28 protein-coding genes are annotated in these 23,883 nt (G+C 48.3%); 7 read left to right on the forward strand and 21 right to left on the reverse strand.

Features of this window, described 5'->3' with window-relative positions:
* Nucleotides 1-21: 21 nt before the first annotated feature.
* Nucleotides 22-981 carry a 2-hydroxyacid dehydrogenase gene (locus ACTRXI_RS10130; RefSeq protein ID WP_474262310.1) on the reverse strand — a complete coding sequence of 320 codons (960 nt, stop codon included), beginning with the start codon at nucleotides 979-981 and terminating at the stop codon, nucleotides 22-24.
* 548 nt (nucleotides 982-1,529) lie between these two features.
* The gene (locus ACTRXI_RS10135; protein WP_474262311.1) at nucleotides 1,530-2,507 is read right to left on the reverse strand and encodes a 2-hydroxyacid dehydrogenase; all 978 of its coding nucleotides are present in this window, start codon (nucleotides 2,505-2,507) and stop codon (nucleotides 1,530-1,532) included.
* A gap of 105 nt (nucleotides 2,508-2,612) precedes the next feature.
* Here ACTRXI_RS10135 and ACTRXI_RS10140 point away from each other — a divergent pair, with 105 nt between their 5' ends.
* Nucleotides 2,613-2,801, forward strand: coding sequence for a CsbD family protein (locus tag ACTRXI_RS10140; RefSeq protein WP_474262313.1), 189 nt, complete (start codon nucleotides 2,613-2,615; stop codon nucleotides 2,799-2,801).
* Between the two features lie 40 nt (nucleotides 2,802-2,841).
* Here the strand turns inward: ACTRXI_RS10140 and ytvA are convergent, their stop codons facing one another.
* Nucleotides 2,842-3,621, reverse strand: a complete 780-nt coding sequence (gene ytvA / locus ACTRXI_RS10145; RefSeq protein WP_474262314.1) for a YtvA family blue-light photoreceptor — start codon at nucleotides 3,619-3,621, stop codon at nucleotides 2,842-2,844.
* 231 nt (nucleotides 3,622-3,852) lie between these two features.
* Between ytvA and lhgO the strand changes: the two genes are divergently transcribed.
* Nucleotides 3,853-5,037 (forward strand): L-2-hydroxyglutarate oxidase, encoded by a 1,185-nt coding sequence (gene lhgO, locus ACTRXI_RS10150; RefSeq protein ID WP_474262315.1) that lies wholly within the window; start codon nucleotides 3,853-3,855, stop codon nucleotides 5,035-5,037.
* A 7-nt stretch (nucleotides 5,038-5,044) separates the two neighbouring features.
* Nucleotides 5,045-5,407, forward strand: coding sequence for a VOC family protein (locus ACTRXI_RS10155; protein WP_474262316.1), 363 nt, complete (start codon nucleotides 5,045-5,047; stop codon nucleotides 5,405-5,407).
* 46 nt (nucleotides 5,408-5,453) lie between these two features.
* On the opposite strand, the gene ACTRXI_RS10160 is transcribed toward ACTRXI_RS10155, so the two are convergent.
* On the reverse strand, nucleotides 5,454-5,636 hold the full coding sequence (locus ACTRXI_RS10160; RefSeq protein ID WP_474262317.1) for a hypothetical protein: 183 nt from the start codon (nucleotides 5,634-5,636) through the stop codon (nucleotides 5,454-5,456).
* A 301-nt stretch (nucleotides 5,637-5,937) separates the two neighbouring features.
* On the opposite strand from ACTRXI_RS10160, the gene ACTRXI_RS10165 reads away from it, so the two are divergent.
* On the forward strand, nucleotides 5,938-6,153 hold the full coding sequence (locus ACTRXI_RS10165; RefSeq protein ID WP_474262318.1) for a hypothetical protein: 216 nt from the start codon (nucleotides 5,938-5,940) through the stop codon (nucleotides 6,151-6,153).
* Nucleotides 6,154-6,196: 43 nt separating this feature from the next.
* On the opposite strand, the gene ACTRXI_RS10170 is transcribed toward ACTRXI_RS10165, so the two are convergent.
* The 12 genes from ACTRXI_RS10170 to ACTRXI_RS10225 form a co-directional block, all read right to left on the reverse strand.
* Nucleotides 6,197-6,544, reverse strand: a complete 348-nt coding sequence (locus ACTRXI_RS10170) for a bh protein (protein WP_474262319.1) — start codon at nucleotides 6,542-6,544, stop codon at nucleotides 6,197-6,199.
* A 99-nt stretch (nucleotides 6,545-6,643) separates the two neighbouring features.
* Nucleotides 6,644-7,936, reverse strand: a complete 1,293-nt coding sequence (locus ACTRXI_RS10175; RefSeq protein WP_474262320.1) for an NAD(P)H-dependent oxidoreductase — start codon at nucleotides 7,934-7,936, stop codon at nucleotides 6,644-6,646.
* Between the two features lie 22 nt (nucleotides 7,937-7,958).
* A complete protein-coding gene (locus ACTRXI_RS10180) occupies nucleotides 7,959-8,327 on the reverse strand; it encodes a PTS glucitol/sorbitol transporter subunit IIA (RefSeq protein WP_474262421.1) in 369 nt (122 codons plus the stop codon).
* Between the two features lie 63 nt (nucleotides 8,328-8,390).
* On the reverse strand, nucleotides 8,391-9,425 hold the full coding sequence (gene srlE, locus ACTRXI_RS10185) for a PTS glucitol/sorbitol transporter subunit IIB (protein WP_474262321.1): 1,035 nt from the start codon (nucleotides 9,423-9,425) through the stop codon (nucleotides 8,391-8,393).
* A gap of 34 nt (nucleotides 9,426-9,459) precedes the next feature.
* Nucleotides 9,460-10,020, reverse strand: a complete 561-nt coding sequence (gene srlA, locus ACTRXI_RS10190) for a PTS glucitol/sorbitol transporter subunit IIC (RefSeq protein WP_474262322.1) — start codon at nucleotides 10,018-10,020, stop codon at nucleotides 9,460-9,462.
* Nucleotides 10,008-10,430 carry a transcriptional regulator GutM gene (locus tag ACTRXI_RS10195; protein ID WP_474262323.1) on the reverse strand — a complete coding sequence of 141 codons (423 nt, stop codon included), beginning with the start codon at nucleotides 10,428-10,430 and terminating at the stop codon, nucleotides 10,008-10,010. The genes srlA and ACTRXI_RS10195 overlap by 13 nt, the downstream gene beginning before the upstream one ends.
* Nucleotides 10,431-10,653: 223 nt before the next feature.
* Nucleotides 10,654-11,595: a sugar-binding transcriptional regulator gene (locus ACTRXI_RS10200; protein ID WP_474262324.1), complete on the reverse strand. Its 942-nt coding sequence runs from the start codon at nucleotides 11,593-11,595 to the stop codon at nucleotides 10,654-10,656.
* An 82-nt stretch (nucleotides 11,596-11,677) separates the two neighbouring features.
* A complete protein-coding gene (gene lpdA, locus ACTRXI_RS10205) occupies nucleotides 11,678-13,063 on the reverse strand; it encodes a dihydrolipoyl dehydrogenase (protein WP_474262325.1) in 1,386 nt (461 codons plus the stop codon).
* A 14-nt stretch (nucleotides 13,064-13,077) separates the two neighbouring features.
* On the reverse strand, nucleotides 13,078-14,379 hold the full coding sequence (locus tag ACTRXI_RS10210; RefSeq protein WP_474262326.1) for a dihydrolipoamide acetyltransferase family protein: 1,302 nt from the start codon (nucleotides 14,377-14,379) through the stop codon (nucleotides 13,078-13,080).
* Between the two features lie 15 nt (nucleotides 14,380-14,394).
* Entirely contained in the window at nucleotides 14,395-15,420 is a 1,026-nt protein-coding gene (locus ACTRXI_RS10215; RefSeq protein WP_474262327.1) for an alpha-ketoacid dehydrogenase subunit beta, read from the reverse strand.
* Between the two features lie 21 nt (nucleotides 15,421-15,441).
* Nucleotides 15,442-16,359 (reverse strand): thiamine pyrophosphate-dependent dehydrogenase E1 component subunit alpha, encoded by a 918-nt coding sequence (locus ACTRXI_RS10220; protein ID WP_474262422.1) that lies wholly within the window; start codon nucleotides 16,357-16,359, stop codon nucleotides 15,442-15,444.
* A 261-nt stretch (nucleotides 16,360-16,620) separates the two neighbouring features.
* Complete coding sequence (locus ACTRXI_RS10225; protein WP_474262328.1) at nucleotides 16,621-16,971, reverse strand: ArsR/SmtB family transcription factor; 351 nt, start codon at nucleotides 16,969-16,971, stop codon at nucleotides 16,621-16,623.
* Between the two features lie 258 nt (nucleotides 16,972-17,229).
* On the opposite strand from ACTRXI_RS10225, the gene ACTRXI_RS10230 reads away from it, so the two are divergent.
* The 3 genes from ACTRXI_RS10230 (at nucleotide 17,230) to ACTRXI_RS10240 (ending at nucleotide 20,074) form a co-directional block, all read left to right on the forward strand.
* Complete coding sequence (locus tag ACTRXI_RS10230) at nucleotides 17,230-17,727, forward strand: sigma-70 family RNA polymerase sigma factor (protein ID WP_474262330.1); 498 nt, start codon at nucleotides 17,230-17,232, stop codon at nucleotides 17,725-17,727.
* Between the two features lie 272 nt (nucleotides 17,728-17,999).
* The gene (locus ACTRXI_RS10235) at nucleotides 18,000-19,076 is read left to right on the forward strand and encodes a branched-chain amino acid aminotransferase (RefSeq protein ID WP_474262423.1); all 1,077 of its coding nucleotides are present in this window, start codon (nucleotides 18,000-18,002) and stop codon (nucleotides 19,074-19,076) included.
* Between the two features lie 140 nt (nucleotides 19,077-19,216).
* Entirely contained in the window at nucleotides 19,217-20,074 is an 858-nt protein-coding gene (locus ACTRXI_RS10240) for an alpha/beta fold hydrolase (protein ID WP_474262331.1), read from the forward strand.
* A 39-nt stretch (nucleotides 20,075-20,113) separates the two neighbouring features.
* Here ACTRXI_RS10240 and ACTRXI_RS10245 read toward each other — a convergent pair whose 3' ends face one another.
* The 5 genes from ACTRXI_RS10245 to ACTRXI_RS10265 form a co-directional block, all read right to left on the reverse strand.
* Nucleotides 20,114-20,359: a GlsB/YeaQ/YmgE family stress response membrane protein gene (locus tag ACTRXI_RS10245; protein ID WP_022793506.1), complete on the reverse strand. Its 246-nt coding sequence runs from the start codon at nucleotides 20,357-20,359 to the stop codon at nucleotides 20,114-20,116.
* Between the two features lie 97 nt (nucleotides 20,360-20,456).
* Complete coding sequence (locus ACTRXI_RS10250) at nucleotides 20,457-21,443, reverse strand: GNAT family N-acetyltransferase (RefSeq protein WP_474262332.1); 987 nt, start codon at nucleotides 21,441-21,443, stop codon at nucleotides 20,457-20,459.
* The gene (gene pssE, locus ACTRXI_RS10255) at nucleotides 21,433-21,918 is read right to left on the reverse strand and encodes a PssE/Cps14G family polysaccharide biosynthesis glycosyltransferase (protein WP_474262424.1); all 486 of its coding nucleotides are present in this window, start codon (nucleotides 21,916-21,918) and stop codon (nucleotides 21,433-21,435) included. The genes ACTRXI_RS10250 and pssE overlap by 11 nt, the downstream gene beginning before the upstream one ends.
* A gap of 5 nt (nucleotides 21,919-21,923) precedes the next feature.
* Nucleotides 21,924-22,388 carry a PssD/Cps14F family polysaccharide biosynthesis glycosyltransferase gene (gene pssD, locus ACTRXI_RS10260; RefSeq protein WP_474262333.1) on the reverse strand — a complete coding sequence of 155 codons (465 nt, stop codon included), beginning with the start codon at nucleotides 22,386-22,388 and terminating at the stop codon, nucleotides 21,924-21,926.
* Between the two features lie 2 nt (nucleotides 22,389-22,390).
* Nucleotides 22,391-23,809 (reverse strand): O-antigen ligase family protein, encoded by a 1,419-nt coding sequence (locus tag ACTRXI_RS10265; RefSeq protein WP_474262334.1) that lies wholly within the window; start codon nucleotides 23,807-23,809, stop codon nucleotides 22,391-22,393.
* Nucleotides 23,810-23,883 lie beyond the last annotated feature (74 nt).

Raw genomic sequence — 23,883 nt, forward strand, 5'->3', positions numbered from 1 at the left:
AACAGGAGCCTCTCTCCTGCTTCACAGCTGATCCTGAGGCTCCTGGCCGTTCAATACCTGCAGCACATTTTCCGCCGCCCGCAGCGACATATTGTTTTCATTTTCTTCGGTGAAGGAGCCAATATGCGGAAGCGTCACTACATGTGGAAACGAGAGCAGTGGATGGTCGGACGGAACCGGTTCCTCCGAAAATACATCCAGACCGGCACTCCGTATCCACCGATTTTGAAGCGCTTTGACAAGCGCCGGTTCATCTACGACGCCTCCCCGCGACCCATTAATAAATACAGCTGACGATTTCATCCGTTGAAAAGCTGCTTCGTTCATTAAATGATACGTTTCTTTGGTAAGCGGCGTCATCGTACAGACAAAATCCGATTGTTCAAGCAGCGGCTCAAGTTCTGTCCACGAGGCGCCGTATTTTTCCTCCGCTTCGCGCTTTCGCGAACGGTTGTAATATAAAACGTTCATATCAAAGCCAAAACGGGCCCGTTTAGCAATTGCTTCCCCGATGCGCCCCATGCCGATTATACCGAGCGTCCGGTGGTGCACGTCCACACCGAAATAATCATCCGGGAGTGTATTCTGCCACCTCCCGTCTTTAACGTAGCGGTCGGTTTCCGGAATGCGTCTGGCCGCCGCCAGCAGCAGACCGAAAATAGCGTCTGCCGTCGTATCGTTTAACACTTCCGGCGTATTGGAAGCATATATGCCCCTGGCTTTTAAAGCTTCCAGATCCAGATTATCGTAGCCAACAGAAACGTTGGCGGCAATACGGAGATTTGGAGCCTGTTCCAGAAAATCTTCATCGATTTCATATTCGATACCGATAATGGCTGCAGCCTCAGCCATCGTTTCGCGGAACTCCGGATCTTCGAGCGTTTCGCTTTGTTCAAAATACCGGACTTCACACACTTCTGCCAGTTTTTCACGGGCCTCTCTGCTGACCCGGTTGTATGCAGCGACTAATGGTTTTTCCATACATAATCTCCTTTCCTCCCATTTTCAGTGATTTTCACTGTTTGTTCACTGATAGCTCCTTTATAAGCTCATTTTCTTTAAAAACGATGTTTTATCATCGTTTTATCCTGGGAATAGTCCCTGTACAATCTTCAAAAGAAAGGGGCATTTTCATGTTATTTATTGAAGCCCGCAAACGCATGCAGGAAGACCTTATCAAAAACGGGGAACAGCAGGTCAAACAACCAAAACAGGCTGCGAAGCGCAAATTCCGTAAACGGAAAAGCAGCTGAAACCAAACTTCATGATTACAACGTCCTTCAACAGGGTATCCGTTAAGTAAGAATTTGAAGATGGAGGACGTTATCTACTATGAGAAAACTAATTAAAATGGCTGTCAAAGTTGGACCTTTTGTTTATCCGTATGTACGAAAATGGTGGAAAAACCGCAAACAAAAGCGCTGAAATCATAAAGCGCTCATATAAACGCTGAAAAAGACAGCCGTTCTCGCACACAGAGGGCGGTTATTCTTATGTCTAAAACCGCCTCCTGTCTGCCACCGGGGCGCCTACTTTCTGCCTTTACCCCATGCCTGTTCATTGACGAGGGCTTCCGGCTTTTCACCCTTTAAGGCTTTTACGCACTGCTCAGCTGCCTCCATGTACATCGCTTCCCGGGTTTCTGTCGTACCGGTGCCGATATGAGGAAGCAGCGTCACTTCGGGCATCGTGAAAAACGGGTGATCCGATGGCAGCGGTTCCTCTTCAAACACATCGAGCCCTGCCGCGAAAATCTCTTTTTCCCGGAGTGCCGTGATCAACGCCTGTTCATCCACTACAGATCCGCGCCCGCCGTTCAGAAATACCGCTGTTGATTTCATTTTCCGGAAAGCATCTGTACCCAGCATGTGCCTGGTTTCACTGGTTAGCGGCAGCAGTACCATCACCACATCCGACGAAGCGAGCAGATCATCGAGCTGCTCATAGACGGCTCCAGTTTCTTTTTCCGCCTGTTCATGCCGTGAACGGTTATAGTAGCTGACCTCCATCCGGAAGCCTTCCTTTGCCCGGCGGGCGACTTCTTTTCCTATGCCTCCCATGCCAATGATGCCGAGCTTTTTATGATGAACGTTCAAGCCGAACCATTCCTTCGGCGCGTTCCGGTCCCATTCTCCGTTTTTAACAAGCTCATGCATTTCCATCAAACGCCTCGAAGCGCCGATCATCAGCCCAAACATCGTGTCCGCCATCGTATCGATAACTGCCGAGGGAGTGTTTGTAACTACAATGCCCCGGTCTGTCAGCAGACCGACGTCAAGGTTATCCACCCCGGCTGAAGCGTTGCTTACTACCCGAAGCTCCGGCGCTTTATCCAACAGCTCCTGATCGACAGGCAGTCCTGCTCCGATAAGCGCCTCCGCGTTCGGCAGCACCTCCATAAATTTTTCCCGTTCTTTGTTCGGACGGATCACATGAAGCTCCGCCCTTGCTTCGAGGTACTCCCGGACATGCTCCGGCGGATTCGTATAGGCAATAATGACAGACATACAGGTGTGCTCCTTTGCATACGTATTTTTGTGGAATCATTTGTTTTATCCCAGGCGTCACCGGGAATATTCCCAGTACGAACCTAATACAGGAGGTATTTATTTATGGCAGATAAAAAAGGCTTCAGCGATAAAGTAAAGGGCGCTGTTAATAAAGTAAAGGGTGAAGCTAAGGATCAGGCAGGCAATGCCAAGGACGACCCGAAAATGCAGCGTGACGCCAAGAAAGATAAAGTAAAAGGCGAAGTACAGAACAAAGCCGGGGACGCCAAAAGAGAGGACGAGGAAAAATAAGCAGCATTGGTAAAGCCGGAATGCTAAAGATTCCGGCTTTTTACGTTATGCCGAGCTCCTGCAGCATTTCTTTCACCGTAGCTGCGGTCCGCAGATAGGAAAGCGAAATGTTCTGCGATGTGAAATCCATTGAAAGCTCCGGCCTGATCCCGGTTACAATCAGCTCTGATCCGAGAAGTCGGAGCAGATGATGCAGATTCATAATGCCGTCGGCCACCTGCTCGTCGTACTCATCCATGCCGGAAAGATCAAGAATCAGCTTTTCATAATGGATATTTCCATACGCTTCGGAAATTTTATGAAAGATCATTTCAAACCGTTCATAGGACAAATCCCCGACCACCGGGAGCACAGATATTTTTTCTGTGATCGGCACGATTGGCGTTGAGAGCCGGTCCACCTGACGCTCGCTTTTGTCCAGATCGTCTTCGTATTTTTTCTGCCGGGTAATGTCGCGCTGGACACCGAGAAAATACAGACGGTTCTCCATATAAATGGGCTCAATATAAATCTCATTCCAAAACGGCGTGCCGTCCTTCTTAAAATTTTCGAGCTCGAGGACGTATTCCTCCCGGGCTGCCACCGCACGTTTCATATTTTCTATTGCCTGCTCGTTTCGGTTCTCCCCCTGAAGAAAACGGCAGTTATATCCTACGCTTTCTTCGTACGTATAACCGGTAACATCGGTAAAGCCCCGGTTCACATAAACGATGGGGTTATCCTCTTTATTCGGGTCTGTGATAACCAGTCCGACCTTCGAATGATCGATCGCTTTTAAAATTAACGAGTCTGTTAAAATATCATCGTTAAACTCATCCATGACGCGTGCAATCCTTTCCCAATCCGAGTGTTTATTATGTACCTCATATCTGCTATTCCTTTTTTCTGCAGCGCGGTAAACTTCCAATTTTTCTTTCCAGGCTACACTACTTAATCATTATAATAGAAACACGATTTTTAAAAAATGCTCCCGTTGTAAGTTTTAAAAAAACGGGTATGCTTGTGCGTAGGCAGTCTCTCTTAAAAAATTGTCGTTTAAAGGAGCTTCGATATGTACGATTATATCATTATCGGCGGCGGAATCGTCGGACTTGCTGCAGCTTATGCGCTGCTTGAAGAAGAACCCGGCGCCGGAGTAGTCGTTTTAGAAAAAGAATCCCATCTGGCCTCGCATCAGACAGGCAGAAACAGCGGTGTTATTCATTCGGGCATCTATTACCGCCCCGGCAGCCTGAAGGCTGTTCTTACAGAAAAGGGACGGAAATCGCTCGCTGCTTTCTGCGACCAGCACGGGGTCGACTATACGATCTGCGGGAAAATCATTGCCGCAAAAAATGAAGACGAATTACTGCAGCTGCGGAAGCTCTACGAACGCGGCAGACAAAACGGACTGCAGCCGCGCTACCTGTCGCTTGAGGAGCTTGCAGAACGAGAGCCGTATGTAAGCGCCCAGCACGCGCTGCTTGTGCCCGAAACCGGCATCGTCGATTACGGTGAAGTCGCCCAGGCACTTGCCGGGGAAATCCGCCAACGGGGCGGTGATATTCTGATCGGGCAGCGGGCCGAACAAATTCAGGAGACTGAACAAAGCGTGAGCGTCACTACCCCGGACCAGACGTTTACCGGCCGGAAGCTCATCAACTGCGGCGGCCTGCACAGTGATAAGATCGCCCGCATGGCCGGCTACCATACCGATGTCCGTATTGTTCCGTTCCGCGGGGAATACTATACGCTCGCCCCGGAGGCTGCACATAAAGTTTCCTGGCTCATCTATCCAGTGCCGGACCCGGTTTTTCCATTTCTCGGCGTTCATTTCACCCGTATGAGCCGGGGAGGTGTAGAAGCAGGCCCGAACGCCGTATTAAGCTTTGAGCGGGAAGGGTACGGCAAAATGGCCGTTAGCCCGGCAGATGCCTGGGAGCACCTCCGTTCCCCCGGGTTAAGGAAGCTTGCTTCCCGTTACTGGAAGGCAGGAGCGCAGGAATACGTGCGTTCCTTTTCCAAACAGGCATTTACCGCAGAGCTGCAGCAGCTGATTCCTTCTCTTTCAGCCGATGAGCTTGTACCCGGCGAATCGGGGATACGAGCCCAGGCTCTTCAGGAAGACGGGACGCTGATGGACGATTTCTTTTTCATTGAGGGCTCCCGCAGTCTCCACGTATTAAACGCCCCGTCGCCCGCAGCAACAGCTTCGCTTGAAATTGGAAAAACGATTGTCCAAAAAGTGAAAGGATGACCCTCTTATGACATTATTTACTGGAATTGATCACGTACAGCTTGCTGCACCGCCGGATAGCGAAGAAAAAGCCCGTCATTTTTTTCACACCATCCTCGGCATGCCCGAAATACCAAAGCCCGAAGATTTGGCCAAACGCGGCGGCGTATGGTTTGACTGTGGCGGCCTTGAAATCCACATTGGCGTTGAAGAGCCGTTTTCTCCGGCCCGCAAGGCACACCCGGCGCTCCGCGTGCACAATCTCGAGCTTGCCAGGGAGCGCCTGCAGGAGTTTAACTGGCCTGTAAAACCCGAACAGCCGCTGAACGGCTCTCCCCGCTTTTATACCGAGGACCCGTTTGGCAACCGCCTCGAACTGATTGAAAGATAATAAAAAACCCCCGGCGTAAATGCCGGGGACTTGCTGATATTAGTTTTTACAGACTGAGCATTTTCACCGAGTTCGGGTGCAGCTCTTCCTTTAACTGCTCATACATCGTCGTTGCGCAGTCTTTTCCCTCTAAAATTAATTCCTCTTTCGCCTCACGGCCCTTATAGTTTTTTAATGAAATTTCACGGCCGTCCTGGTCTACTGCGATCAGCATATACTTTTGTTCCATGGATGCTCCCCCTTTTCTCTCTTCCCTTTCTTTTTTCAGCCGTTGGGTGTGCTATCTGCTCAGATATGCCATGACTGTCACATTTCTGCTGGTTTAAATTACTGGTAGTTTGTTTAAGGTTAAATGGGCTGTCAGAAATATTATTTTCCCGGATACCGCCCGGCGTAAACTTCCCCCGCTTAATACTATCTGCTTACAACCTCTGGTTTTCTTTTAAGCTGTTCCGGGTACATAGTCTTTAAGTAAATTATTATATACCGCTTTTATTCACACCATTTATTATACGCCGAAGGAGTGAAATATGATGGACTACTCCATGTCGCGTCAGATTATTTACTGCACGATTACACAACAGAAGGTGCTTCACGAATTATCCTACGTTTATAAAGATGGCGTGTTTGACTCTGTTGCTACATGCACCGGAGTGTCAGAGGCCTGCGCTGCATGCCCTCTGCTGGAGTTCAACCGCGCGTATGAAAAGACTCCTGCGCCCCGCCGGCTGTTAGCCAGCGGATAAATATATCTATCCATAAAAAATCTTCCTCCCCGCTCGCGCGTGGTCAGGAAGATTTCTTTTGTTTATTCTTATAGTAGCGCAATGTTTTCTGGGTATCATTTAAATCCCGCATCAGCCGGTAGGGCTTGCTTGCCAGCCGGAACGGCATCCGTACGACAAACGGCGTTCCGCTTTCTTTATATTCCTCTGTTAAACGGGTTGGCTTGGTAGTCACGCGGTCATACACTTCGCTATACCATTCCTTCATGATATCGCGGTTTAATGTCAGCTCCCGGCCGCACGTGCGGCATTCCATGCTGTACACGTCCCCATTAATGTATTCCACGTTGTGGGGCGTCTCTTCCCTACAATGAGCGCACTGTAAGTAAATGAGCTCCTTACGTTTTTTCATCGCTTCAGCCCCTCCTTTACTTATTACTCTTTTATTATACCACGATTTGAAGACGGAAAAAGAAGCGGCCGCTAATTTCGGCAGCGCTTCCTTCTCATTTTATTTCCACTCGTGATCCTGCATTTTCCTAAGACGCCAGATGGTGGATTCCACTGTCTGCTCCACGTCCTGATACGTAATGATTTCCCCTTTTTTTACAGCCCGGGTCATTTTTACATTTTTGTCTGCGAGACCGATTGGCAGTGCTCCCTTTTCTTTGGCTTCCAGGGCTTCCATTACAGTGCCGTAAATGGTAAAGCCGCCAATGGAATCCAGATGCTCGTCCACTTCCAGATCGCGCTTCGCTACGGCCACTGTTTCAGCAATATGGCCGGCGTCCGGAGCAATCGTCGCCTGACCGTCCAGATACGCCCGCGCCACGGAAAGCGGTGTTTCCAGGCTTGTCAGGTGGTAAGGCCGGTACAGCACGTAGTTTGGCCCGTCCCCCATTTTCAAATATTTCATTTCCGCGTTCACTTCTTCCATATCAGAAGCAACGATGGCAAACACTCCCGGGGCGATCCCGTTGATGTATTCCACTACTTGCTGCTTTTCGACCTTCCCTCCCTGCTCCCGCAGCTGGAAGAGCTCCGGAAGATCTGCGACCCCGGCTTCAAATCCATTCATGCCCGGCTTTTCCGGTACAAAGCCGGTCGCGTTCGCCACAGCATTCATCTCCACCATCGTTTTCGTGCCATCCTGGAAGGAGGCAAGCATTTTCGGGCTTGAGCCCTTTTCCTCGGCTTCAGCTGCTGCCGTGTCCGGATTGGCTTCCACATTTAACGGGTTGTTTTTGCCTTTGCCAAGTGCCACCACCTCAAAGCCAATCGCATCAGCAAAATCATACAGCTCCATGATCGCTCCCGGCTCATCCCCTGCAGAGCCAGTGTACACAACGCCGCTCGCATCTGCCATCCGCTTCAGCAGCGGCCCGACGGTAACGTCCGCCTCGACGTTCAGCATGACGATGTGCTTCCGGCTCAAAATGGCATTCCAGGCAATTTCTGCTCCAATATTTGGCGCCCCGGTCGCATCGACGACCACATCCACTTCATCAAGCGCGCATACGAGCAGCGCTTTGGTGGACGCCACCACTTTGTTCAGCTGGATGGCCTGCGAGGCTTCTTCTTTATTGTTAGTAGAAACAATATTTCCCCGCTCAATACCGGCATGCCCGTATGCGTTAATGACGTTATCTTCATTTATATCCGCCGTAATGACGACCCGCATGCCCTTCATGTTTTCAATTTGCGCGATCATGCCGCGACCCATCTGCCCGGCGCCGACAAGACCTACTTTAATGTAGCGGCCCTCTCTTTCGAGTGCCTGCAGCTTTCGGTTAATTCCTATCATTGCTCTCCACTCCTATCCAGCTTTATTTTTTACGGAATACGATGGTGCTTCCCACCTGTATCGCAGGCAGCGGTTTGGCTTCTATACAGACCGTTCCCGGCAGATCTGAATGTGTCTCTCCGTTAAATTGGAAGGTTGCATGCCCGAGATCCCGCAGCGTTTCATTCGCTTTACCGCCAACAAACGTCAGGGAAAACGCTTCTCCGTCTATGATCAGCTCATCCCCGGCTTCCAGGTCTTCGCTTAACCCTTCGGCGTTATGAACAAAGCTGATATCATACAAATCCTTCGGTGCTGTTTCGTTGAATAAAATCATCATGCCATCGTCCATAAGCATCTGGGCATCCTCTCCAATGCCGACCACGGTGGCTGTAAATACTTCTGTTTTCATCTGCACGGTCACTCCTCCTAGGAAATACAGGGCGGGCAAGCGCGTCTACCCGCCGATTTATTTTTATGAATACAGGCCAAAGCTGAAAAGATAAGCGATCACAACGGCAAGCGGGCCGGTAATAACCCTTGAAAACAGAACGGCCGGCACGCCGACGGAAATGGTCTCCGGCTCTGCTTCCCCAAGCGTCAGGCCAACCGGCACGAAGTCCGCCCCTACCTGCGGGTTAATAGCGAAAAGTGCTGGAAGCGCCATTGCCGGAGGGATGTTTCCCATACCGATCTGGGTTCCGATAAGCACCCCAACCACCTGGGCAATAACAGCGCCCGGGCCGAGCAGCGGGGACAAAATTGGAATTGCACATATAAAGGATAAAAGCAGCAGCCCGAAAATATTACTTGCGAGCGGAGAGACAAAGTTCGCGATCAGATCCCCGATGCCGGTGAATGTGATAATCCCGATAATCGTACTGACAAAAGCCATAAACGGCAGAATGTTTCGTACGACCGTATCAATGGTTTCCCGACCGGCCTGGAAGAATACGCTTACCACGTTGCCGACGGCACGGCCGATACGTTCAATAATATTTCCTTTTTTCGGTCCGGAGCCTTTTGCTTTCATTTTCGCATCGTCTTTCACCTGTTTGGCTACGTCGCGGTCCATCAGGGAGTTGTACGGGGAAGCTTTGTCCTCTGCTTCCGCTTCGGCCGCCGGCACTTCATCCGCGCTGATGGCCTTCATATCTCTTTCGCCCACGCCGGAAACAAAATTTTCTTCGTTAATATACTGCGCAAGCGGGCCGGCCGGGGATGTACCGTGAATGTTGACCGTCAGCACACCCATTTTTGGATAAACTCCGCAGCGTGCGGTTCCGCCGCAGTCAATAACAGCTGCGGCAATATTTTCTTTATCATAGGAGGCTTTGAATCCGTCCACCGCTTCGCCGCCTGTCAGTTCCGCCAGGCGCTCGGCGACCGGATGAATACCTCCGCCGGTTACCGACATAATATATCTTTTCTGATCATTCGGATGGATGACGAGCGGGCCGCCCCAGCCACCTCTTCCCTTTGTTACCTCTACCGGTTTATATTCAGCCATTATTCTTCCCTCGCTTTTTCTTTTAAATTTTCATTTATGCGCTGGCGCTTTTTTCCGACGAATCGCCTTCTGCACTAGCTGCCTGGCGTCTGAGCATGATGGCGGTGATCCATTCCGTTACTACACCGCGGATTAAAATAACGATCAGACCGACGATAAAGAAACGGATGGCAAGCGGCCCGGCAGAGAGGCCAAGCGTCGTAATACCAGCCGAGATCCCGGTGTAAACAAACAGTTCAGCCGGGTTCGCGTGAGGAAACAAGCCGGTAATCGGGTGCACAAATGAAACAGCGGAATCATAAAAGGCCGGCTTCTGCCGTTCCGGCAGAAAGCGCCCGAACGTGTAGCACATTGGGTTGGTTAAGAAAAACACGGCCAGTACCGGAAACAGCGTATAGCGGAGAAAGAAATACTTTGTGCTCTTCTGAGCCAGCGAATAGATCCGTTCTTCCCCGACAAACTTGATTAAAGCGTTTACGGCAAGAATTAAACATATGAGTGTCGGAATAATACCTGTAACAAGTCCGACAAATGTTTCCCCGCCTGCCTCGAACATTCCAATAAAGCCTTCTGCGAGCGTTACTAAGAAATCCATTTGTTATCCCCCTTTTTGTGTTTGCGCTTCTGTTCTGCCAAAATCTGCTGGGCAGCCATCAGATGAGCCCGTTTCGGGTGCTTCTTCTTTCCGGCAGCGCCTTCTGCTTCCCACTGCTTCTTTAATTCATGGATGTTTTGATCCATCAGCTCCGGCGCTTCGGCAAACCTGGCGAACACCGTTACCCCTCTCATAATCTTAGCGTCGATCACCGTGCCTGCTTCGTTGGTTACGAGCAGAATCACCGTGCCGATTCCAAGCAGGCGTTTATCAATGCCTGTCCCAAGGTACCCCGAAGGACGTCTGCCCATTGAAGCAATCATTCCGTTGTAGTATTTCATCTGGCGGAATGTTAGATAAAATTGAATCAGCCATATCACCACGAACGCGGCGATAAAATAACCCCACATCCTCACCCCTCCTTTACATTTGTAACAACTTGTAACCTTTGTAACCATATTAAAGCGTTTTCATATAACCGTCAATATTTTTTTCAGATATTTTAAAAATTAATTTTTTACGGCATTGGCGTGTTGATTGTAAAATATTTCTTTTATTTTACATATGTTTTAAATAGCACATATGTTCATATATGTTAAAAAAATACGGCCCCTTTCAAGGAGCCGTCATACGTTATTCGGTTAACGCTTCTGCAATCTGGTTATCTACGATCAACACGTCCAGATAACCACCCTTCAGCGCTGCTTCGATGCCGAGGACTTTATGGGAGCCCTGCGCCACACCAACGACCTCGGGAATGTTTTTGATCTCCTCAAGAGTCAGGCCGATGACCCGGTTGTTGATCGGGTGATCCACGCCGTGGCCGAGAGCGTCGAAAAACTTCGAGCTGATATCGCCGACTGCCCCGGCCTTTCGGAGCGTGACGATGTCTTCTTCCTGCAGGTATCCCATCGTTTCCATAGTGGAGTCCTGAAGCGGGTTGCCTAGACCCACGAGGGCAAGCTCCACGTTCCGCCCTTCCTCCAGCACCTGGGCAATGTCTTTGGACTGCACGAGACGCTCTTTCAAATCGTCAGTTTCAACCATCGCCGGAGCGTACAAATACGAACAGGAGGCGTTCATTTTCTGGGCAAAGTGAAATGCCAGCTGATTGGAGTGCAGATGCACGTATTTGTTCCCCATTCCCCCGATCAGCGGCGTAATATGAATGTCTCTATGTTCGACGTACGGATACTCTTCAATAAGTGAACGCAGAGTTGATCCCCATGAAATACCGATTCGCTTTACCTGCTCGGATCTCTTCGCTACATAGGAAGCGGCTGCTTTTCCGATCAAACGCTTGCCGAGGTCAGGTGTGAAGCCTGTCGTTGAAACGACTACTGCTTCTTTCAGGCCGTATTTCTTTTCAAGCTTCTGCTCAAGATCAACGGTATGCACACTTTCATCTTTAATATATATTTCAACGATGCCTTCATCCCGGGCCCGCTGCAGCATTTTGGAAATAACCGGACGGGAAACACCCTGCTTTTTGGCGATCTGGGCCTGGGTCCAGCCATCGAAATGATACAGCTTCGCTACTTTTACGGTTTCTCTTTTTTCTTCCCAGTTGAGCATAATTCTTCCCTCTATTCCGTAGATTCATCTGTTCCCAGTATATCACTCCCTGCCAAAAAACTATATACGCTTACATGGCTTTTTATTGATGAACCGGACGCCCCGCGAGCGCAGACGCGCCTTCAAACAACGCCTCCGACAGCGAAGGATGCGCATGCACCTGACTGCTCCATTCTTCGGTGGTGCCTTCAAGATGAATATAGGCGGCCGGCTCTCCGATCATTTCGGTAACGTGGGGTCCAGCCATCACAACGCCGAGAATCTCGCCGAACATTTCCCGGGAAATGATTTTGACAAAACCCCGGGTCTCGCCCATTGTCATCGCTTTCGCGTTTCCCTGCAGCGGCACGGTCTTTACTTTAATATCGCTGTACCTCTGCTTTGCTTCCTGCTCAGACAGGCCCACTGACGCTATTTCCGGAAGGGTATAAATGCACCTCGGCACGAGCGAGAGATCCATGGAAGGCGCAGCGCCCGCAGCATGCTCTGCGGCAATAATGCCCTCGGCACTTGCCGCATGGGCAAGCTGCCATCCGCCGACAATATCTCCTGCAGCATAAATACCCGGTACCGATGTCTGCATCGCATCGTCCACCGCTACAAAGCGACTGTCCATGCGTAATTCAAGGTCTTCAGCTGCCGCGATGACAGGCGAGCGCCCTGTGGAAATAAGCAGCATGTCTGTTGTGAGCTCGCGGTCGTTTCCGGAGGCATCCTGCACGTTGACGACTGCCTGATTTCCATGTTGTCTGGCAGAAGTAACCGAGGTGCCTGTCAGAATAGTCACTCCCGACTCTTCAAGTGCCCCGGCCAGCATTTTCGCAGCATCTTCGTCCTCCTGTGGTATCAGCCGTTCAGCCGCTTCAATAACTGTCACCTGCACCCCGAGTGACTGATACAAACAGGCGTATTCAGTACCGATGAATCCCCCGCCGACGATGGCCATTGACGAAGGAAGCGATTGGCGGTCGTAAATCGTGTCACTCGTATAATATTCAGTATCTTCAAGACCGGGAATAGGAGGTACTGCCGGTACGGAGCCTGAAGCAATGATGACGGCTCTGCCGGCTACTACTGTTTCCTGGCCGTCTTTACCGGTGATAGTAACCTGTTTGTTTGCATGAACTTTTCCCCGCCCAGAAAAAATCTGGATACGTCCTTTTTTCATTAGCGACTGGACGCCCTGGCGGAGCTGCTGGATCACCTGGTCCTTCCGCTCAAGCATTTCTTCGTAGCGCAGATGAAAGCCTTCCACCTGGATGCCGTATTTAGAAGCATTGCGTACGTAGTTCACTGCTTCTGCGTTCTGGAGAAGCGTTTTAGACGGTATGCACCCGCGGTTCAGGCACGTCCCCCCGAGCTCGCGATCTTCGACAAGCGCCGTGGACTGCCCAAGGCCGGAAGCCCTAAGCGCAGCTACATAGCCCGCCGGCCCGCCGCCGACAATTACCTGGTCAAACGTTTCCATCGGTCCACCTCCTTCTAGACAAACAGCTGGTACGGCTGTTCGAGCATTTGTTTGAAGTCTGTTAAAAATGCAGCAGCCGGAGCCCCATCAATAATACGGTGATCAAAGGATAGACTTACGGCCATCATCCGGCGCACCGTGATTTCTCCGTTTATTACTACCGGCTTCTCCTGTATACGACCAACCCCAAGAATAGCCGCTTCCGGCTGGTTAATGATCGGGGTAAAATGGTCAACTGCATACATTCCTAAATTACTGATCGTGAACGTACTGCCCGAAAGCTCTTTGCCGGGAAGGGTTCCGTTCCGGGCCGCGGCAGCTGTCTGTTTGGTTTCAGCGACTAATTCCGCGAGTCCTTTTGTTTCTGTATGGCGGATCACCGGGACCAGCAGCCCCCGGTCTGTGGCTACAGCGACTCCCATATGCACAGACGACTGCTTTGTGATCCGGTTGTCTGTCATAGAGGCATGCACATCCGGATGCTTTTGGAGCGCCCGGCTGCCCACAAATATCAACAGCTCCGTCACGGACAGCCGTTGGCCGGTCTGTTTTTCTATAACTGGGAGCAGCTGCTCCCTCAGCTCTATAGCAGCTTCCATATCAATTTCAGTGTTAAGCGTTACGTGCGGCACTTCGCTTGCACTTTGCTGCATACGCTCTGCAACCACTTTCCGGATGCCCTGAAGCGGCTCAGAGTGAAGATCCTCTTCCACCGGTGGCGCGGCGATATCAGCCCGTGTGATTTTGCCGTAGCTGCCGCTTCCTTTTACGGCAGACAGATCCACGTTATTTGCCTCTGCTTCTTTTTTAGCAAGAGGCGTACTGCGCACGTGCTCGCCCTCTGCAGCAGCGTGAACATCCGAAGCGTGAATGCGTCCTCTCGCTCCGCTTCCCTGTATTAAGGAAAGCTCTACTCCCTGTTCACGCGACAGCCTCCGTGCTGCCGGAGTAGCACGCACGCCTTCTGTTTGTTCAGCTTCCACTGATTGCTCTGCCGCTTCGGCAGCCGGCACCTCCGGGACGCTTTCAGGTTCTGATTTGCTTTCAGATCCCGGTTTTTCCTCGGGCACCTGCTCGCCCTCTTCACCGATGTAGCCAACAATACCGTTCACCGGCACCTCTTCGTCTTCGTCGTAGTAGCGCTTCAGCAGGATACCTTCTTCGTATGCTTCCACTTCAATATTTATTTTATCGGTCATTACCTCGAGCAGCGGCTCGCCGACCTCCACTGGGTCTCCCTCCTGTTTAAACCACTGCAGAAGCGTTCCGGTTTCCATTGTACTGCTTAATTTGGGCATAAATACTTCCTTTGCCATGAATACTGCCCTCCTTTACCGGCGGTGGACGCTGTCACGCGCCGCCTGCATAATATCGTCCACCTGCGGGACCATTGCTTTTTCAAGCGCCGGATTATACGGCACAGGGATTGGCAGCGCCCCGAGCCGGCGGACCGGAGCATCCAAATAATCAAAAGCTTCGCTTTCTGCAATCATGCTCGCTATTTCGCCGCCGTAGCCGCCTCTTTTAACGGCTTCATGCACAACGATTACTTTTCCAGTTTTTTTAACGGAGTCCACGATTGTTTTCTCATCGAGCGGTACGAGGGTCCGCGGGTCAATCACTTCCACATCGATGCCTTCCTCAGCCAGCTTCTCCGCTGCCTCGAGCGCTTTATGCACCATCACAGCAGTTGCAACGATCGTTACGTCCTTACCCGCACGCTTCACGTCTGCCTCTCCCAAAGGAATCGTATACGCTTCCTCCGGAACGTGCTCTTCGGTTTTGTACAACAGTTTGTGCTCGTAAAAAATAACTGGGTTCGGGTCGGCAATAGCGGCCTTTAACAGCCCTTTGGCGTCTGACGCCGTAGAGGGCTGTACTACCTTTAGGCCAGGAACATGAGCTACCCAAGCTTCCAGGCTCTGTGAATGCTGGGCCGCCGCCCCGGTTCCGGAGCCTGAAGGCGTCCTCAGCACCATCGGCACGTTTCCCTTGCCGCCGTACATATACCGGAGCTTCGCTGCCTGGTTGGCCAGCTGGTCCATCGCAATCGTAATAAAATCCGAAAACTGCAGCTCGACGACCGGCTTCATGCCAGTAAGAGCCGATCCGATCGCAGCACCGGTAATAGCCGCCTCGGAAATAGGGGTGTTGCGTATCCGCTCCGGTCCGAACTCTTCAATCATTCCGCGGGTAACACCGAAGGCTCCGCCGTATACTCCGATATCCTCTCCGAGAATAAAAACGTCCTGGTCCTCCCGCATTTCCTGTGACAGTGCTTCACGTACGGCTTCGGCAAAGGTAATGCTCCGTGTGGTTTCCTTGTTATCTGAAGAATTTACTGCGCTCGACTGCATCGTCAGGCACTCCTTTCTATATTAAGCATAGACATCCTCAAGCAGTGTATCCGCAGAAGGTTCGGGACTCTGTTCCGCAAATTCCACCGATCGTTCAATTTGGGCTTTCGTTTCTTTCTTCACTGTTTCGGCTTCCTCCGAGGTGATGATACCGCGCTCAATCAAGGCCTCCTGGAAAAAACGGATCGGGTCTTTATCCTTCCATTCTTTTTCTTCTTCTCTTGTCCGGTATTTCTTCGCATCGCTTTTGGAGTGGCCCTTCCACCGGTATGTTTTTGCTTCTATGAGAACCGGGCCGCTTCCGTTTCTTGTATACTCCACGGCTTCTTTCATAACCGTCATAACCTCAGGGAGGTTGTTGCCGTCAACGACATGGCCCGGAATACCGTAGCTGGAAGCACGATCGGCAATATTTTCGATTTTCACCATATCCTTGACCGGGCCGGACATACCGTACTGGTTGTTTTCGCAGACAAAAATGACTGGAAGATCCCAAATAGCAGCCAGGTTCACTGCTTCGTGAAAGCTGCCTTCATTTGCCGCCCCATCCCCGAAGAAACAGACGGTAATATAACCTTCCTGGCGCATCTTTGAAGTAAGTGCTGATCCTACAGCTAAAGGTATGCCTCCTCCGACGATACCGTTGGCACCCAGGTTGCCTTTTTCAACATCCGCAATATGCATGGACCCGCCTTTGCCTTTACAATAGCCGGTTTCCCGGCCAAACAGTTCTGCCATCATCCGGTCCGGATCTGCTCCTTTGGCGATGCAGTGCCCGTGGCCCCGGTGCGTGCTCGTGATTTTGTCTTTATCTTCAAGCATCGCACATACACCTACAGCCGAAGCTTCCTGCCCTACACATAAGTGGGTCGTACCGTGAATCATGCCTTTGGCGAAAAATTCATCTACTTTTTCATCGAACCAGCGAACGGTCCACATCTGCTCGAGCCAATTGACCAGCTTTTCCTTCGGCTCTTCCCAAACCCAATCTGCCTGCGTCACAATAACGCCTCCTTTTACATTTGTTCTTTATTATGACCTTTGTAAACATAATAGCTTTATTTCATTCGTTCGTCAACTAAACGTTTGTAAAATATCGTTGGTTTCAAAATATTGTTTCCGCTTTCATGAATTTAGCTGATTTTTGCAATTGTATTATTGGGAAACATTTGTTTACTGCAAATAAAAAAAGAGACGCCGTTACGTCTCTTTTCCCTGCCGTTCTTTAATTTCTGCCTGATGGCTGACAACGAGCTCCACCACCTGCCTGACATGTTCGTCATCAAGAGAATAATACACCGTTCTTCCTTCCTTCCGGAACTTCGTCAGTCCCAGCTTATGCATATACCGGAGATGGTGGGACGCCGTAGCAATGGAGGAGTCGATGACTTCGGCAATACTATGTACACTCAATTCCGGTGTCAGGGCAAGCGCCTGGGCGATCTGCATCCGCTTGCCGTCAGCGAGTCCCTTCAGCATGTCTGTCATAATATCAAGCGATCGTTCCTGAATCTGCTGCTGGATCCAGTCTACATTATCTTCGTTTGGCATTTCTGTTCACCTGCCTGATCGTAATCATTCTTATTTCAATTGTACGCTTTCTTTCTATGCTTTCAACCGATCTGCTTTATTTTTTCATATGCTGGCTGTGTGTTTTCTATACTCTGGCAGCTTTGTTCTTTTCTATAATACAACGCATAGCGCAGGATGTATCCATACATAGCACTCCGGCAATATTTCCAGCTTTTATATATGCTGAATCTACCATGGAATAAATAAGAACCGCGCGCGGCTTCGCAGGAGAGACCATTGACTGATACGATTCCTGCTTCATTTGAAGAAGCATATGAAAAATATACTCCGCTCGTCAAACGAATGATTACACGCCTCCGTATTTACCAGGAACAGGAGGAATATATGCAGGCCGGATACGTAGGATTATGGAAGGCATACTCTACCTTTTCTCCGGAAAAGGGTGCTTTCCCGGCGTATGCTTTTACCCTCGTACGTGGGGAAATGCTGATGATGCTCCGGAAAGAAGTCCGGTTTTCCGAGCGGCATCAGCTGTTTGATGACCACGGGCCCTTTGAGCAGTCATCGGAAATGGAGGACCGCTTTGAGCTTGAAGCATACTTTCCTCTTCTTTCAGAACGGGAACGAACCTGGCTCATTGATTTTTCCGTATATTCCCTTCCTATACGTGATATCGCCGCAAAACACGGGGTAGCGGCCTCTACGGTCAAATCATGGCGGAAATCTGCGTTGCGCAAGTTGCGTGCATACGCTGGTGAAAAGCAGCTGGATTAAATCGTCTTGCGCCGGTGTGCAGGTGGAGAAAGCTTTTCTATCTTGTCCAGTTCTATCCACTGCCGGCTCGAGTTTTTTAGCTGTCCAGCTTCCTCCACCACCGGCTCGGGGTCGCTGTCTCCTTCCTGCAAAATGAAAAAGCCATTTTCCGGAAGGCGGACAGCGCTTGTCGTTGGCTTTCAAGTGGATAGAACTTTTCTTTGTATGATACAATTTAAATGCTGTTACCAGTAGAGAAATAAATGGAACGATAAATACATAGGAGTGATGTTATTGTGGCTGAGTCATTGACCATCGAACGTACAAAATCTCCGAAAACGAAGCCGGATTTTTCACAGCTCGCTTTCGGAAAAAACTTTACCGACCATATGTTTGTGGTGGATTACGTTGAGGGAGAAGGATGGATTGATCCGAGAATCGTACCTTATCAGCCGCTTACCATGGATCCTTCGAGTCTTGTCTTCCATTACGGCCAGGCTGTTTTTGAAGGGATGAAGGCGTATTATTCCGGGGGCAACATTATGCTTTTCCGTCCGGAAAAAAACTTCGAGCGGCTGAACCAGTCCAACCGCCGGATGAGCATTCCGGAGATCGACGAGCAGCTGTTGATAGATTCTTTAAAGGAGCTTGTTTCGCTTGAGCGTGACTGGATTCCACGCGGAGAGGGCCAGTCGTTGTATATCCGCCCGTTTGTGATTGCGACAGAAGCAAGCCTCAGTGTAAAACCATCCTCCTCCTACAAGCTGCTGATTATTTTAACGCCTGTCGGCTCTTACTACGGAAGCGGCGGCGATGCCATGAAGCCGGTCAGCATCTACGTGGAAAACGAATTCGTTCGCAGTGTCCGCGGCGGCGTCGGATTCACCAAGACAGCCGGCAACTATGCAGCCAGCCTAAAAGCCCAGGAGCAGGCCGGAAGCGCCGGGTACGACCAGGTGCTGTGGCTGGACGGCGTAGAGCAGCGCTATATTGAAGAGGTCGGCAGCATGAATATTTTCTTTAAAATCAGCGGAAAGGTCGTAACTCCTGCGCTGAATGGAAGTATTCTTGAAGGAATCACCCGTGACTCTGTCATTGAACTGCTGCATTACTGGGAGATTCCTGTGGAGGAACGCCGCATCGATATGGAAGAAATACGTACGGCATACGAAGCGGGCACGCTTGAGGAAATTTTCGGCACCGGCACAGCAGCGGTCATTTCTCCTGTAGGCAAGCTGCGCTGGGACGCCCAGACCTATAAAATCAATAATGAAGAAACAGGCCCTCTAGCCAAACAGCTGTACGATACGATCACTGGCATTCAGACCGGGGACAAGGAAGATGTGCTGCACTGGACCCGGACGGTATAAAATGGATAAAAAAACGGCTCTCCATCACGGGGGCCGTTTTGTTCTGAATGAAATTCTTCCGTTTTTCATATTGTATGCTAGAATATACCTACGCATCTTTTACAAGTGAATACCCGCACAGAAAGAGGAGGAGGGAACGATTGAAACAATTAGCGCTTTCTTTACGCGATGGCCGTATGCTTAGTATTTCCATGTTCGGTGACCCGGACGGAACACCTGTCCTTTATGTACACGGAGTCGGAAGCTCCCGGCTTGAAGCCGCAATTGGAGAAGAAGCTGCCGCTTCCAACTCTCTTCGTATTATTTCTGTTGACCGCCCGGGCTACGGCCTCTCCACTCCCGATCCTCATGGCACTTTTCTGCAGTTTTCCAAGGATATCGACGAGGTAATGAATCATTTTGAAATCCAGCGCTGTTCCTTGATCGGTGTCGGCTGCGGAGGTCCATACGCAGCAACCAGCACCAGTCTTCTGAAGGGGCGCGTCAGCGAGCTCCATTTAGTTGGTTCGCTCGGTCCCACGGAGGATCCTGAACTGTTTCGCTTGCTCGACACCTCTTTAAAAGCGCCACTGCAAACGATCCAGGAAGCACCGGAGCTTCTGCGCAGCCGATGGGAGCAGACGAATATGGAGGATAAAATCTTCCAGACGGAATCCGAACAGCTTTCCAGGGAAGAACGGCAGTACGTGACTCCGTCTATTCTGGATAAATGGAGGTTTGCGGTCCAGGAATCCGCCCATTCTGCTGAAGGCTTCCTCCGCGATCTCCAGACGCTGATGACACCCTGGGCCTACCATTTGGAAAACATCGACACCCCGGCTTACATTTGGGCGGGTGAGGAAGACGAAATTATCCCCCTCCGGCACGCGATCTATCTAGCCAACCATATCGAGCGTTCCACCCTTGAAACGTTTCCCGGCATGGGTCATATTGCGACAGAGGTTCTCGGCATTAATACAGCTCTACAGCAGATCAGTAAAAACCGTGCCCTGTCATAAAACGAAGCCGCCCCGATAAAAGGACGGCTTCGTTTATTATTAGCGGATGGCTTTTAAAATAAAGCTTAGAATGACGACGAAAATAATCGCACCGATTAACGCCGGGAAAATCGCAATACTGCCGATGACCGGCCCCCAGGAACCAAAGATGGCCCCGCCAATCCAGGCACCGATAATACCTGCGATAATGTTACCTAAAATGCCGCCCGGGATGTCCTTACCCAATATTAAACCGGCAAGCCAGCCAATCAGGCCGCCGACGATAAGAAATAGTATAAATCCCATTACATTGACTCTCCTTTCGTTATCTTGTCCAACCTCTCCTTTCCCCTTCACAGCTTTAATTAATCATTATTTCTTGTCTTCACAAAGCTTTATAAACTTAAAATGAATCAACGTCGCCCATTTTCAATCCCCAATCTGAAAAGTTCATTTCAGCAGCGTTTTCGTTATTACTGTGAACCACCAGCGGGTTTATTTTTTCCTTTTTATTTATATATAAACGTTTTTTCAAAGCATTGTTTATTGTAGGATTGACAGGTTCCCATATTTGAATAAACAATGCTTTTTTTAAATAGCTATCTGTAATTTTTAAAAGTTTTTCAAACGTGGCGGTATCTTCATTTTTTGATACGCTCCAGTCAACAATAAAACCCACAGACACTCTTTTATTAAATATTTTTTTAACTTCCATTTTTAACACTACATATCCTTTTATTTGATCGAATTCGCTGATCGCAAAAATTTTATATTCATTTAAAGGATTAGTAATATAACGCCAGTTGAGAAAGTGATGATTTTTTATCAGTGTGACAGCTTCCGGATCTTCTTTCTCCTGCTTAAACTGATCAAACCTATCGTCAAACCAACGTATTTCTTCCATTACTTCGTCTTGATTTGGAGAACGATAAGAAAATTTATTCTTCTTGATTAAATTCACTTTAACCTTTCTCGTAAGGTCTCCGAGATGCACAGCTTCTGTGGTCTTTAACAGCACATTTTTTGCCTTTTCCGCTGGTAAACCATACAAAAATGAAATATCTCTTCTATGTTCTTTTAATTCCGTCAGCAATATGTTTGTAAGCTTTTGATATAATCCCTGCCCACGGTATTCAGGATCTACCATCGTATCTACACGAAGACCTACTTTTATGTTTTTATTATTATATCTTGCGGGAAATATCAGCACCGCCACGTGCCCCACTATGGTGTCGTTTTCTACAGCTACAAAAACCTTCGACTCCCGTGCATTTATTTCATCGTTATACTTCCATTGCCATACTTTCAAAGGCAGTTCTTTATTAAAAACCTTATGAAAGAGAGTTATGATCCCTGCTTCATCACCCTTTTCATATTTTCTAATCAGCATCCGGTTTTTCTCCTTCAATAAAATTTTCCAAAATATTCAGCATCTTAGTATTATCTGCCGTAAAAACTTGAGGAGTAAAGTTCTTCAATTCTTCAATGACGTTTTCAAGTCTATCCTCTTCATAACAGGGAAGCACATACCCGTTTCGGGAAAACGTTTCCGATAATTCAAGCTGATGATCATCATTATGTTCATTGAATTTTTGCAGCCGGGGCACGATTATTACTTTCTTTCCAAGTTTTAAGCTCGTTGTTATCGACCCGGTTCCAGCGTGACTTATTACAAAGCTGCTATTTTTAATATAAGTTTCCATTTCTTCCATAGACATAAAAGGAATCAATTGCAGATGATCGCTGCTAAACCTCGTGTTTCCATTCTGCACGATAACCTCTTCCTGAATCTTTCCCTCTTTCTTCAAAGCTTCCAGTTCTTTCAACACTCTTGTAAAATGTAGTTCATGCGTGCCAAGAGTCACGAAAATCAATAGATACTACCTCCATAGACTGCCTTCGGATAAAATTCTTTCATAGACTCCCACTGGACAATGAACAAATCCGCGATTGGATAGACCATTTTTCCAGCCATATTTGGAGAATGAGATTTGGCAAAGCTTTCGATATAGACTACCTTTTTTCGGAACAATTTTGCTATATAACACATAGGTACCGCAGTATGGGTTCCCGTAGTAATTACGACATCTGGCCTGTGCCTCAAAAAAAGCAAAAGTGATTTTAATATATTGTAGGAGAATTTAAAAACATATCTTAAAGGGTAGTTCCTCGCTCCATAAGTTAAAAAAGAAATTGGGTATTTTGCTTTTAAGCTTTTCGTAACCTCTGTTTTTTCAGTAATAATATGGTAGTTATATTTTTCGAATAATGGTTTAAGCTGCAGAAGTTGCGTCAGATGCCCTCCCACAGAAGAAATAAGCAGTATTTTTTTCATAATTACCACTTTCTGTCAATTTTTTTTGAATTAAAATCGGAGTAGTCGCTGTTTTCTTTTTTTGAAAAGCCAACAAGCGCAGCGTATACTATCGCAAGATACAAGCCAGAACCAGGATAGGACAGCACATGGCCGGCTATAAAAGCTGCTCCAGTACCCATACCAGCGCATAAAAGCGAAGTAACTGCATAAACATTTAAGGCGCTTCTTCCTGCTTTTACGATATTCTTAACATACGCAGAAATCATGTAGAAAAAAGGCAGGAGTAAAATAACAAATCCTAGAATTCCAAAGTTGAAAAACCAGTCAAAAAAGTCCATTTCAATTGATTTTGCGGAGTCTGCCGATACATAATTGCCGCTTCTTCCCATACCGAATGCTTTTTGGGCTGTCGGAGCGTTTACATATTGCTGCATTGATTCCGCCATAAAATCTACCCGACCACTAAACAAAACCGAGTGCATAGGAATATTACTTAAGCTCTCTTCAAATCTTTGTTTGGTAGTCTCGTCCTCTGATTCTATCTGACCGTTATCTCCGCCGCCACTATCTTCCTCTTCTTCCTGACCTGCGCTCTCCTGCTCATTTGTTTCTATAGCCAGCCCTAAATTATTTCCGATGGGGGAAGAAGGAATAAATCCAACTAAACCTATAATAAGCAGTGCCATTAATATAAAATTCAACCATTCTTTATGACGCAGTCTCACGATGCTAATAATAAACCCTAATCCGGCCGATATTATTACACCAATTAACGTAACTTTAGTTCCGACAGTGAGCATCGCCCACATTGATAAAACTACTATGAAAAACACTATAATCTGCTGGACAAAATTAGTTTTTCTTAATAAATAGAGGACCACAAAAGGAAGAATCATTGTCATGATAGCACTGAGTTCATTTCCTGAAAAAAACCAGCCTGTCTGCCCTTCTTTTTCTAAAAATCCGTATGTTCGTTTTCCAGTATCTGTGATACCCGCCAGGAAAACGATTAAGCTGATGAATGTTAAATTAATTGTGAATACTAATGGGAGCCATTGCTTTAATGATTTTTTGGAAAAATACTGTTTGAAAAATGTATAATACACAAACATTACTGTAGGAAAATAAATTGTTTTGACAATATTCTGGAGCTCAAATGTAATGGAAAAGGGATCTTTTAAATAATAGTTTAAACCTGTATGCATTCCAAAATAGAGTAGTAAAACCACAAAATAACCGACGATATACTTCTTTTGATTTCCCTTTAAGAAAAACAATATATAAAGCATACCTGCGGGAATGACGGCAGCTCTCACCAAAGTCGAAATTGGCAAACCTATAAACACCAGTAAATCCAGTATAGGCTGTATTAATATATATGCTAATAATATTAATTGCATTACATTTGCCATTGGACGTCTTTCCTTGTTTATAAGCATAAAGCTCCCCCTACATTAACGTTAGTCGGTTTTTTAAAAAGTTTCATTCTTCTATTATAACTTATACAGCCTAG

It is taken from the genome of Marinococcus sp. LNHM4E3-1, from assembly GCF_056034405.1.